The following is an 11462-nucleotide window of genomic DNA, read 5'->3' as shown; positions in this document are numbered from 1 at the left end:
CTGCGACGAGGTCGAGGGCGAGCGGGTGGACCCCGTCGGCCGTGGCGAGGGGGGAAGTCGGTGAGGGTGGCGAAGGGGGACCCGCCCGCGCTCACGACCGCCGGCTCACCGTCGCGGTGGGCCTGCGCGTACCAGACCGTGCCGGGGGGCCGTCGACGTAGTCGCGGCCGCGGCGGGCGGCACCCCGCTGTGCCGGCAGGTCGACCGTTGCCGTGCCGGTGATCGCGGCGAAGCGGCTGCCGGGGGAGGGGGCCAGGCGACTCCCTTCGCCCGCACGCAGTGGACCGACGACCGGGACGCCGAGCTGCAGGGCCCAGCCGGTCGTCGCGTCGTGGGTCGTCGCCGGGGCGGAGGCCGGCGGGGCGAGGAGCCACACGGCGTCGACGTCGGGGGTGATCGTGGCCCCCGCCGGCAGCCACCGCACCTGCGCGTCGGGGGCGAGGGCGGTCACCGCCCGCGAGACGAAGTGGGCGTCCGGCCAGTCCGCGGAGCCGACGAGTGCGATGGTCAGGCCGGTCATGCAGCGAGCCTACGTGGGGGGTGCGATTTCCCTCCGAGTGGGCCGGTGCCCTACTCTTGACTGTCGGTCACGTGTGTCATGCCTTCCCGCTCTCCGGGGAGGTCATCTCGCGCGTGCCACACGCGGTGGCCTCCATCCAGGAGACCACCAACGGATTGAGAGGGTATGGCCAAGAAGGACGGTGTCATCGAGGTCGAGGGCACGATCGTCGAAGCGCTCCCGAACGCAATGTTCCGGGTCGAGCTGACCAACGGTCACAAGGTTCTCGCCCACATCTCGGGCAAGATGCGGCAGCACTACATCCGAATCCTCCCCGAGGACAAGGTTGTCGTCGAGCTCAGCCCGTACGACCTGACCCGCGGCCGGATCGTCTTCCGTTACCGCTGACCGAGGCGGTCGTCGACACGGCGACCGACGAGGGACGCAACTCCCGCACGACCCGGCATCCACCACCCGTGGGTCGGGACAGATCGATGAAAGATGCGAGACGGCAATGAAGGTTCAGCCGAGCGTCAAGAAGATCTGCGACAAGTGCAAGGTGATCCGCCGTAACGGTCGGGTCATGGTGATCTGCGACAACCTGCGCCACAAGCAGCGCCAGGGCTGATCGCGGCCACCACGGCCCGCACGGCGGGGACCTTGGCTCATCGCCACAGATCCTCGAGCAACGCCAACTGAAGAACGACGCACCACCCGGCCCCTCTCCCTTCGCGGAGCAGGACGTCACCCCCGGCTCGGAGGCCGGGGACCGAGCGGCCCGCCACCATCGGCGGGACCCACCGCCGGACCGGTGGTGCACCAGACCTCCGAGAGAACGAGAAGGAAGCCAGCACATGGCACGACTTGTTGGAGTCGACCTGCCGCGCGAGAAGCGCGCCGAGGTCGCCCTGACCTACATCTTCGGTGTGGGACGCACGACCGCACAGAAGGCCCTCGCCGAGACCGGCGTCGACCCGAGCACCCGCGTGAAGGACCTGAACGACGACCAGCTCGTCGCCCTCCGTGACTACCTCGAGGCCAACGTCCAGCTCGAGGGTGACCTCCGCCGCGAGGTGGCCGCCGACATCCGCCGCAAGGTCGAGATCGGCACCTACGAGGGCCTGCGGCACCGCCGCGGTCTCCCGGTCCGCGGTCAGCGCACCAAGACCAACGCCCGGACCCGCAAGGGCCCGAAGCGCACCGTCGCAGGCAAGAAGAAGGCCTGACACACCACGTGTCGCCGCAGCCGGCTTCGGCCGCGCGGTGATCACCACACACCGAAGAGCTTCGTAGGAGAAACATGCCCCCCAAGACCCGCTCCGGCGCCAAGGTGCGCCGCAAGGTCAAGAAGAACGTGGCCGTGGGCCAGGCCCACATCAAGAGCACGTTCAACAACACCATCATCTCGATCACCGACCCCACCGGTGCCGTGATCTCGTGGGCCTCTGCCGGCCAGGTCGGCTTCAAGGGCTCGCGCAAGTCCACCCCGTACGCCGCCCAGATGGCTGCCGAGGCCGCTGCACGTCGCGCCATGGAGCACGGCATGAAGAAGGTCGACGTCTTCGTCAAGGGCCCGGGCTCCGGTCGTGAGACCGCGATCCGCTCCCTGACCGCCGCCGGCCTCGAGGTCGGCGCGATCCAGGACGTCACGCCCAGCCCGCACAACGGTGTCCGCCCGCCCAAGCGCCGTCGCGTCTGAGCAGCAGAGATACGGGAGACAGATAAGACATGGCTCGTTACACCGGCCCCATCACCAAGAAGTCGCGTCGACTCAAGCTCGACCTCGTCGGCGGCGACAAGAACTTCGAGCTCCGTCCCTTCCCGCCCGGCCAGCACGGCCGTCGGCGGATCCAGGAGAAGGAGTACCTCACCCAGCTGCAGGAGAAGCAGCGCGCCCGCTTCACCTACGGCGTCATGGAGAAGCAGTTCGTCCGGTACTACAAGGAGGCGGCCAACCGCCCCGGCCAGACCGGTCACAACCTGCTGACCATCCTCGAGTCGCGCCTCGACAACGTCATCTACCGCGCGGCCTGGCCCGCACGCGTCGTCAGGCCCGCCAGCTCGTCACGCACGGCCACTTCGAGGTCAACGGTGTCCGCACCGACGTCCCGAGCCAGCGCGTCGAGCAGTACGACATCATCACGATCCGCAAGCAGTCGGTGGAGGCCTTCCCCTTCCAGCTCGCGCGTGAGACCTTCGGCGAGCGTCCGGTCCCGGCGTGGCTCCACGTCGTCCCGGGCAGCCTGAAGATCCTCGTGCACCAGCTGCCGACCCGCGAGCAGATCGACACCCAGCTCACCGAGCAGCTGATCGTCGAGCTCTACTCGAAGAACTGATCACCGTCGCTCCTGCTCCCTTCGCCTCGTGCGAAGGGAGCAGGAGCCTCACGGTTGGTGCACGGACAGAGGCGCACCAACCGCCGGCCACCAGACCGGCACCTTCACGAGGCGTCATATAGCGGTCGCCCGTGGGAAGGAAACAGACGTGCTCATCGCACAGCGCCCCAACCTCAGCGAAGAGGTCATCGCCGACAACCGCTCGCGGTTCGTCATCGAGCCCCTCGAGCCCGGCTTCGGCTACACCATCGGCAACTCGCTGCGTCGCACCCTGCTCTCGAGCATCCCGGGTGCCTCCCTCACCTCGATCCGATCGACGGCGTGCTCCACGAGTTCTCCACGGTCCCCGGGGTCAAGGAGGACGTCACCGAGATCATCCTCAACATCAAGTCCCTCGTCGTCTCCTCGGAGAACGACGAGCCGGTCGTGATGTACCTGCGCAAGTCGGGCGCCGGCGCGGTCACCGCTGCCGACATCAACCCCCCGGCCGTGTCGAGGTCCACAACCCGGACCTGCACATCGCGACGCTCAACGACAAGGGCTCCCTCGAGATGGAGCTGACCGTCGAGCGCGGCCGCGGCTACGTCTCCGCGCAGCAGAACAAGACCGGTGACCAGGAGATCGGCCGCATCCCGGTCGACTCCATCTACTCGCCGGTCCTCGCCGTGACCTACAAGGTCGAGGCGACCCGTGTCGAGCAGCGCACCGACTTCGACAAGCTGGTCGTCGACGTCGAGACGAAGAACTCGATCTCCCCGCGGGACGCGCTGGCCTCCGCCGGCAAGACCCTCGTCGAGCTCTTCGGCCTGGCCCGTGAGCTCAACGTCGAGGCCGAGGGCATCGACATGGGCCCCTCGCCGACCGACGCCGCGATCGCCGCCGACCTGGCCCTGCCGATCGAGGACCTGGACCTGACCGTCCGCTCCTACAACTGCCTCAAGCGCGAGGGCATCCACAGCGTGGGTGAGCTCGTGGGCCGCAGCGAGGCCGACCTGCTCGACATCCGCAACTTCGGTGCGAAGTCGATCGACGAGGTCAAGGCCAAGCTGCACGAGATGGGCCTGGCGCTCAAGGACAGCCCTCCCGGCTTCGACCCGACGACCATCCCCGGTTACGGCGAGGACGACTACGACGAGTCCGGCGACGAGGACGCCTCGTTCGCCGAGGACGAGCAGCTCTGACCCACCGCTTCCCGACCTCACCGCTGACGCGGTAGGTCAGAACTTCCAAGGAGAACACCATGCCCACCCCCACCAAGGGTCCCCGTATCGGTGGCGGCCCGGCTCACGAGCGGCTCATCCTCGCGAACCTCGCCACCGCGCTCTTCGAGCACGACCAGATCACGACGACGCAGGCCAAGGCCAAGCGTCTGCGTCCGCTGGCCGAGCGTCTGATCACCTTCGCCAAGCGCGGTGACCTGCACGCCCGCCGCAAGGTCATGACGACCGTCCAGGACAAGAGCGTCGTCCACCGCCTCTTCGTCGAGATCGCGCCCGACATGGCCGAGCGCGAGGGTGGCTACACCCGCATCACGAAGATCGCCCCCCGCAAGGGTGACAACGCCCCGATGTGCGTCATCGAGCTCGTCCGCGAGCCCGTCAACGCCAAGCCGAAGCGCGCCGTCGTCGCCGAGGCCGAGGCCGCCACGAAGCGCTCCGCCCAGGACGAGGCCGCCGAGGCCGAGGCCCCGGTCGAGACCACCGAGGCTGCCGCCGAGGAGACCGCCGCTCCGGCCGCCGTCGCCGACCTGCCCGAGGGTGCCGCCGCGCCCCTCGAGGACGGCGCCGCGCCGAGCGACGACTACACGGTCAAGGGCAACCTCGACTCGATGAAGTACCACGTCGCCGGCTCGCAGTGGTACGACCAGACGGTCGCCGAGGTCTGGTTCAAGACCGCTGACGAGGCCAAGGCGCGGGCTTCGAGCCCGCCGGTGGCGAGGCCAAGCAGCAGGAGTCCGACGAGGCCTGAGCCTGACGGCCGACTGCATGCGAAGGGAGCGCCGCTCACCCCACGGGGTGGGCGGCGCTCCCTTCGTCTTGGCTCGGCGGTGACGTCGGAGGCGTCGCCTACGCTGGCCCGCATGCGGCTGCGACTCGACCTCGCCTACGACGGCACGGACTTCCACGGCTGGGCTGCGCAGCCGGGGCTGCGGACGGTCGAGGAGGAGCTGTCGCGCGGGGTGACGACCGTCCTGCGCCTGCCCGAGCCGGCGCGGCTGACCGTCGCCGGACGCACCGACGCCGGCGTCCACGCTGCCGGTCAGGTCGTGCACGTCGACGTCGAGCCGGCAGAGCTCGAGCGGGCGCGGGGCCACTCCGACCGGCCCGCGGAGGAGGCCCTGGCCACTCGGCTGCGGGGTGTGCTCCCACCCGATGTCGTCGTCCACCGCGTCAGCCGGGCTGCCGAGGGCTTCGACGCGCGCTTCTCCGCGACGAGCCGGCGCTACCGCTACCTCGTCGGTGACGACCCGGCGCGGGTGGACCCCCTTCGTCGTCGTGAGGTGGTCTCGCTCCGCACGCCGCTCGATGTCGACGCGATGAACGCCGCCACGCAGCGCCTGCTGGGCCTGCGGGACTTCGCGGCCTTCTGCAAGAAGCGGGAAGGGGCGACGACCACCCGCACCCTGCTGCGCTACGACTGGACCCGGCGCGACGACGGGCTGCTCGAGGCGACCGTCGTGGCCGACGCCTTCTGCCACTCGATGGTGCGCGCCCTCATCGGGGCCCTCGTGCCGGTGGGCGCTGGTCAGCGGGACGTCGACTTCCCCGCCGAGGTGCTCACGGCCGGCGCCCGCGACCCGCGGGTCAAGGTCATGCCGGCGCACGGGCTGTGCCTCGTCGAGGTGACCTATCCGGCGGACGACGCGCTCGGGGCGCGAGCCGTCGAGGCCCGCGCCCGTCGCGACTGAGTCAGTCGAGCCGCTCGGCGCGGCCGGGGTGGCAGGGGGCCACCAGCGCCAGCCGAGGGTGCCGACGACGTGGTCGGCGCCGACGAACTTCGCGTCGCAGCGACCCGTGGCCCGGCCGCGGCACGCGGCGACGGAGTCGTCGCTGTTGGCGCGGTTGTCGCCGAGGACGAGGTAGGAGCCCTCGGGGACGGTGACGTCGGGGAAGCATCGGGGGGCGGTGCCCCCTTCGCACCCTCCGGCGAAGGGGAGGTCGCGCCGCACGTAGGGCTCGTCGAGGGGCTCGCCGTCGACGAGGACGAGGCCCTGGTCGTCGCAGCAGGAGATCGTCTCGCCCGGCAGGCCGATGACGCGCTTGACCGTGTGCGCGGTGTGGCTGGGCCCGGCGCCGAGGAGGTCGCCGCCGTAGCGGATGACGTCCTTGACCGGGTTGGGCTCGTCGATGCGGTCCGACGCCCACGTCTCGCCGTGACCGAAGACGACGACGTCGCCGCGCTCGAGGTGCTCGCCGTCGACCCCGACGATCTGCGCCATGACCCGGTCGCCGGTCATGAGGGTCGGCTCCATCGACGCCGACGGGATGACGAAGGGGCGCACGAGTGTGTGCGTGACGACGGCGACGACCGCGAAGGCGATGACCAGGCGCAGCAGCACGCCCCACAGCCAGTGCCTCTCGGTGCCCGTCCCGTCTCCGCCCACGCCGTCAGCCTAGGCCGGTCAGCGGGGCAGGGGGGTGAGGGCGACGACGGCGCTCACCCGACGAGCGCCCGGTGTGCCGGCGCCGCGTCGCCGGTAGCGGTCGAGCACCGCGCCCAGCTCGGCCCGCAGCGCCGCGAGCTGGGTCTCGTCGACGAGCACCTCGCGGTCGTCGAGGCCGCACTCCTCCTGCCACACCAGCGGCCACGACACCTGCGCGTCGACCCACCCGTGCATGCGCTGCGTGTGGTGGTCGACGAGGTCGTGGGCGAGCCACAGGGCGTCGGCCAGGTCGTCGGCGTCGTCGATCGTGCTCACGGCCACCGAGGTGTCGACGGCGCGCTCCTCGTCCTCCTCGGCGGCGGCCCACACCCGGGAGCGGCCGTCGCCCAGGCCGGTGTCCTCGAGCAGCCCCGCCTCGGCGAGCACCCGCGAGTGATAGCTCGTCGCACCGGTGTTGGTCCCGAGCGCGCGGGCGAGCTCGGCCGCGGTCGCGGCGCCGTGCAGCCGCAGGTGGGCGAGGATGCGCGAGCGCAGCGGGTGCGCGAGCAGTCGCCAGGCATCGGTCGAAGGGGAGTCGCTCACCTGCCCAGAATCGCACAAGTTTTGTGCAATCTCCGGTCGCGGGATGCCGGGGGAGGCCGCTGGAGGTGGGAGATCCTTGATCTACCAAGGGTTTTGCGGCCGGTGTGCGGATTTCTGCCGCGGGTGCGGTGTCCGTAGAATTGAACCCAGCGGCGCCCCGTCCTCGCGACGTGCGGCGCCTCCCCTTCGCCCCCGCAGGGGCAAGCGAACGACGAGCAGAAGGCATCATCATGCGCACGTACACCCCCAAGGGCGGTGAGATCACCCGTCAGTGGCACGTCATCGACGCCACCGACGTCGTGCTCGGCCGTCTGGCGAGCCAGGCCGCGACGCTGCTGCGCGGCAAGCACAAGACGACCTTCGCCCCCCACGTGGACACCGGCGACTTCGTCATCATCATCAACGCCGACAAGATCGCGCTGACCGGCGCCAAGGCCGAGCAGAAGCGCGCCTACCGTCACTCGGGTCACCCGGGCGGTCTGTCCTCGATGAACTACACCGAGATGCTGGAGAAGCACCCGACGCGCGCCGTCGAGAAGGCCGTGCGCGGCATGCTGCCCCGCAACAGCCTCGGCCGCCAGCAGCTGAGCAAGCTCAAGGTCTACGCCGGTGCCGAGCACCCGCACGCCGCTCAGCAGCCCACCCCCTACACGATCTCCCAGGTCGCGCAGTAAGCGCCGCCCACAAGGAACTGAGGAACCACTGTGGCTGACACCACCGACAACACCGAGGTGCTCGAGGGCGACGAGCCCGAGCTGAGCTCCTACACCTCCGAGTCCGAGGGCCCCGTCGGCACCGACGAGCCCGTGCGCCGCCCCTCCGCGTCGGCCCCCGGCTCGGCCACCGGCCGCCGCAAGCAGGCCATCGCCCGCGTCCGGATCGTCCCGGGCACCGGCGAGTGGAAGGTCAACGGGCGTGCGCTCGAGGACTACTTCCCGAACAAGGTCCACCAGCAGATCGTCAACGAGCCGCTCGTCGCGCTCGAGCTCGACGGCGCCTACGACGTGCTCGTGCGCGTCCACGGCGGTGGCCCCTCCGGCCAGGCCGGTGCCGTCCGTCTCGGCGTCGCCCGCTCGCTCAACGGCGTCGACCCCGAGCTCAACCGCGCCACCCTCAAGAAGGCCGGCTACCTCACCCGTGACGCCCGCGTCCCGGAGCGCAAGAAGGCCGGTCTCAAGAAGGCCCGCAAGGCGCCGCAGTACAGCAAGCGCTGATCCACGGATCACCGCTGGTCTTCGAGACCACGAAGGGCGGTGCTCACCTCACGGTGGGCGCCGCCCTTCGTCATACCCGCTCCGGTCGTCGAGGTGCGAGGAACGAGCCTCGAGACGCCCCGGCTAGACCGTCAGCGGTCGCCCGGCGCGCATCTCCGCCACGAGCGAGCGGGTGACCTCGACGAGGTCGCCGCCGTGGGCGTCGGCCGCGGCCAGCTGGCGCTGGTAGCTCGCGCCGCGGCGGATGATCTCCTCGACGCCGGCGAGCTCGGTCTCGCAGCCCAGGCGGCGGGCGATCGGGGAGAGCCGCTCGAGCAGGTCGTGCAGCTCGTCGGTGACGAGCCGCTCGCGGTTGCGCGAGTCGAGGATGATGATCGCGTCCATGCCGTAGCGCGCGGTGCGCCACTTGTTCTCCTGCACGTGCCACGGCGGCAGCGTCGGGATCGTGCCGCCGTCGGTGAGCCGGTCGTCGAGGTGGACGAGCAGGCACTGCGTCAGGGCCGTGAGGGCCGCGATCTCGTGGAGGGTCGGCACGCCGTCGCACACCCGCACCTCGAGCGTGCCCAGGTGCGGGGCCGGGCGCAGGTCCCAGCGCACCTCCTTGAGCTCGTCGATGACGCCGGTGACGAGCAGGTCGTCGACATAGCGCTCGTACTCGGCCCAGGTGTCGAACTGGAAGGGCAGCCCGGCCGTCGGCAGCTGCTGGAAGAGCAGCGCGCGGTTGCTCGCGTAGTCGGTCGGCACCCCGCCCCACCAGGGGGAGGAGGCGGACAGCGCCTGCAGGTGCGGGGCATAGGTGAGCATGCCGCCGAGCAGCGGCAGGACCTTGTCGCGGTGGGTGACGCCGACGTGGGTGTGCACGCCGTAGATGACCATCTGCCGGCCCCACCAGCGGGTGCGGTCGATGAGCGTGGCATAGCGCTCCCCTTCGCTCACCTGCTGCGACTCCCAGCGGGCGAAGGGGTGGGTGCCGGCGCTGATGAGCTCCAGCCCGAGCCCGTCGGTCACCCCGCGCAACCTCGCGAGGCTGTCGGAGAGGTCGGCGACGACCTCGGGGACGTCGTGGCAGATGCCGGTGACGAGCTCGACGGTGTTGGTGAGCAGCTCGCGGTGCACCTTGGGCGCGAGGCCGTCCTCGGCGGCGAGCGGCTCGACGACGCTGTCGGCGAGCGGGACGAGGTCGAGGGTCTCCCGGTCGACGAGGGCGATCTCCCACTCGACCCCGAGGGTGGGGCCGTCTGACGGGGTGAACTCGATCATGAGGGCCTCTCGACGTCGCACCTACGGTCTCCCAGCCTAACCAGCGGGTATCGTCGCACGAGCCCGTCTCTCGTGTGTCATGCGACGGGCCCCCCACGGAAGGTTCAGCACGCACATGTCCCGACTCTTCGGCACCGACGGTGTTCGCGGCCTCGCCAACGGCGAGGTCATCACCGCAGACCTCGCCCTCTCGCTCGCCCAGGCCGCCGCCCGCGTCCTGCGTGACCCCGAGGGCCTGCAGGGCCACCGCCCCGTGGCGGTCGTCGGCCGCGACCCGCGCGCCTCGGGCGAGTTCCTCTCCGCCGCGGTCGTCGCCGGGCTCGCGAGCAGCGGCATCGACGTCCTCGACGCGGGTGTGGTGCCGACGCCGGCCGTCGCCTTCCTCACCGCCGAGGTGCACGCCGACTTCGGCGTCATGCTCTCGGCATCGCACAACGCCATGCCGGACAACGGCATCAAGTTCTTCGCGAAGGGGGGCCACAAGCTCCCCGACGCCGTCGAGGACGCCATCGAGGCGGCTCTCGACGACACCCCCGACCGGCCCACCGGCATCGACGTCGGTCGGGTCACCCCGATGGAGGACGCCGGCGCCCGCTACGTGCGGCACCTGCTCGACGCGGTCGAGCAGCGCCTCGACGGCCTGACGATCGTCCTCGACTGCGCCCACGGCGCGGCGAGCCAGGTCTCGCCCGAGGCCTTCCGCCTCGCCGGCGCCGAGGTGCACGTCATCGGGGCCGCCCGGACGGGCTCAACATCAACGACGGCGTCGGCTCGACGCACATCGAGGGCCTGCGCGCCGCGGTCGTCGAGCACGGCGCCGACCTCGGCATCGCGCACGACGGCGACGCCGACCGTTGCCTGGCCGTCGACGCCACGGGCAACGAGGTGGACGGCGACCAGATCATGGCGATCCTCGCGCTGGCGCTCAAGGAGCACGGCGAGCTCGCGCAGGACACCCTCGTCGCGACGGTCATGAGCAACCTCGGTCTCATCCGGGCGATGGAGGCCGCCGGCATCCACGTCGTGCAGGCCGGCGTCGGCGATCGCTACGTCCTCGAGGAGATGCGCAAGGGCGGCTACTCCCTCGGTGGCGAGCAGTCCGGCCACGTCATCCTCCAGGAGCACGCGACGACCGGAGACGGGGTCCTCACCGGCCTCATGCTCGCGGCGCGGGTCGCCGAGACCGGCCGCTCGATGGCCGAGCTCGCCGGTGCGATGACCCGGATGCCGCAGGTGCTCATCAACGTCAAGGGCGTCGACAAGCACCGCGTCGACGGCGACGAGGGCGTGCGGGCCGCGGTCGCCGAGACCGAGGCCGCGCTCGCCGACGAGGGCCGCGTCCTGCTGCGCAAGTCCGGCACCGAGCCGGTCGTGCGCGTCATGGTCGAGGCCGCCACCCACGAGCGGGCCCAGGAATCCGCCGAGCGCCTGTCCGTCGTCGTCAAGGAGCGCCTGGCCCTCTGACGCCGCCCCCTAACTCCGCAAACCCTAGGGTCCTGCAGGTCCAACCCTGCAAACCCTAGGGTTTTGCAGGGTCAGACGGCGGGGGAGTCGAAGAAGGTCCGGCGGGTCAGGGCCCGGCCGGTCTCGTCGAGCACCCAGAAGTCGGCGAAGCCGACGCTCGCGGCGCTGCCGTCCTTGAGCGTGCCGACGAAGCGACCGTGGACGGCGACGCGACGCCCCTGCGTGACGACCTCGTCGAGCTCGTGCCGGCCGTCGGCGATGACCCGCTCGCCGGCGTAGAAGTCGGTCAGGGTCGCGTGCCCGACCATCGGCGGGTAGCCCGGCCGGTGGTAGACGGCCTCCGCCGCGAAGCACCCCACGACACCGGGCACGTCACCCGCGTCGACGAGTGCGTAGTAGCGCTGCACCGCCTCCTGCGGGTCGCGCGGCACCTCGGTGCCCGGCTCCGTGCCCGCGCCGCCGATCATCGCGGCACCGTGCGCCCGAGCGCGGCGCTCCGCGCG

11 protein-coding genes and 5 pseudogenes are annotated in these 11462 nt (G+C 71.1%); 11 read left to right on the top strand and 5 right to left on the bottom strand.

Translation table 11 applies throughout. The features are described from left to right. Positions 1-91: 91 nt before the first annotated feature. Complete coding sequence (locus tag AC2W7J_RS09950; RefSeq protein WP_485982245.1) at positions 92-520, bottom strand: hypothetical protein; 429 nt, start codon at positions 518-520, stop codon at positions 92-94. 165 nt (positions 521-685) lie between these two features. Between AC2W7J_RS09950 and infA the strand changes: the two genes are divergently transcribed. The 8 genes and pseudogenes from infA to truA all read left to right on the top strand — a co-directional run bounded on the left by infA (position 686) and on the right by truA (position 5743). After that, on the top strand, positions 686-907 hold the full coding sequence (gene infA, locus AC2W7J_RS09945) for a translation initiation factor IF-1 (protein WP_007928045.1): 222 nt from the start codon (positions 686-688) through the stop codon (positions 905-907). Between the two features lie 106 nt (positions 908-1013). Then, positions 1014-1127, top strand: a complete 114-nt coding sequence (rpmJ, locus tag AC2W7J_RS09940; RefSeq protein ID WP_007928044.1) for a 50S ribosomal protein L36 — start codon at positions 1014-1016, stop codon at positions 1125-1127. A gap of 226 nt (positions 1128-1353) precedes the next feature. Further along, the gene (rpsM, locus tag AC2W7J_RS09935) at positions 1354-1725 is read left to right on the top strand and encodes a 30S ribosomal protein S13 (RefSeq protein ID WP_255185376.1); all 372 of its coding nucleotides are present in this window, start codon (positions 1354-1356) and stop codon (positions 1723-1725) included. A 74-nt stretch (positions 1726-1799) separates the two neighbouring features. Continuing rightward, positions 1800-2198: a 30S ribosomal protein S11 gene (rpsK, locus tag AC2W7J_RS09930; RefSeq protein ID WP_007928041.1), complete on the top strand. Its 399-nt coding sequence runs from the start codon at positions 1800-1802 to the stop codon at positions 2196-2198. Positions 2199-2227: 29 nt separating this feature from the next. Then, a pseudogene (gene rpsD, locus AC2W7J_RS09925) lies at positions 2228-2835 on the top strand (30S ribosomal protein S4). Between the two features lie 148 nt (positions 2836-2983). Beyond that, positions 2984-4016 (top strand): annotated as a pseudogene (locus AC2W7J_RS09920) (DNA-directed RNA polymerase subunit alpha). Between the two features lie 59 nt (positions 4017-4075). Beyond that, a pseudogene (gene rplQ, locus AC2W7J_RS09915) lies at positions 4076-4803 on the top strand (50S ribosomal protein L17, sunset domain variant). A gap of 112 nt (positions 4804-4915) precedes the next feature. After that, a complete protein-coding gene (gene truA, locus AC2W7J_RS09910; RefSeq protein ID WP_485982244.1) occupies positions 4916-5743 on the top strand; it encodes a tRNA pseudouridine(38-40) synthase TruA in 828 nt (275 codons plus the stop codon). 48 nt (positions 5744-5791) lie between these two features. Here truA and lepB read toward each other — a convergent pair. Next, a pseudogene (gene lepB / locus AC2W7J_RS09905) lies at positions 5792-6394 on the bottom strand (signal peptidase I); the annotation flags it as partial. Positions 6395-6457: 63 nt separating this feature from the next. Continuing rightward, positions 6458-7021, bottom strand: coding sequence for a helix-turn-helix domain-containing protein (locus tag AC2W7J_RS09900; protein WP_255185382.1), 564 nt, complete (start codon positions 7019-7021; stop codon positions 6458-6460). Between the two features lie 230 nt (positions 7022-7251). Here AC2W7J_RS09900 and rplM point away from each other — a divergent pair, with 230 nt between their 5' ends. Both rplM and rpsI read left to right on the top strand, forming a co-directional pair. Continuing rightward, the gene (gene rplM / locus AC2W7J_RS09895) at positions 7252-7695 is read left to right on the top strand and encodes a 50S ribosomal protein L13 (RefSeq protein ID WP_255185383.1); all 444 of its coding nucleotides are present in this window, start codon (positions 7252-7254) and stop codon (positions 7693-7695) included. A 30-nt stretch (positions 7696-7725) separates the two neighbouring features. Beyond that, positions 7726-8235, top strand: coding sequence for a 30S ribosomal protein S9 (rpsI, locus tag AC2W7J_RS09890; protein ID WP_255185384.1), 510 nt, complete (start codon positions 7726-7728; stop codon positions 8233-8235). 123 nt (positions 8236-8358) lie between these two features. On the opposite strand, the gene AC2W7J_RS09885 is transcribed toward rpsI, so the two are convergent. Continuing rightward, a complete protein-coding gene (locus tag AC2W7J_RS09885; RefSeq protein ID WP_485982243.1) occupies positions 8359-9495 on the bottom strand; it encodes a glutamate--cysteine ligase in 1137 nt (378 codons plus the stop codon). A gap of 115 nt (positions 9496-9610) precedes the next feature. Between AC2W7J_RS09885 and glmM the strand changes: the two are divergent. Beyond that, positions 9611-10959 (top strand): annotated as a pseudogene (gene glmM, locus AC2W7J_RS09880) (phosphoglucosamine mutase). 71 nt (positions 10960-11030) lie between these two features. Here glmM and AC2W7J_RS09875 read toward each other — a convergent pair. Continuing rightward, on the bottom strand, positions 11031-11462 hold a 432-nt coding region (locus tag AC2W7J_RS09875), incomplete at its 5' end, for a nuclear transport factor 2 family protein (RefSeq protein ID WP_485982242.1).

The sequence above is a fragment of the Janibacter sp. CFPM2_SD2 genome, from assembly GCF_057364645.1.
Note: the sequence above shows the minus strand (reverse complement) of the source record. Positions and strands in the feature narration are given on the sequence as shown.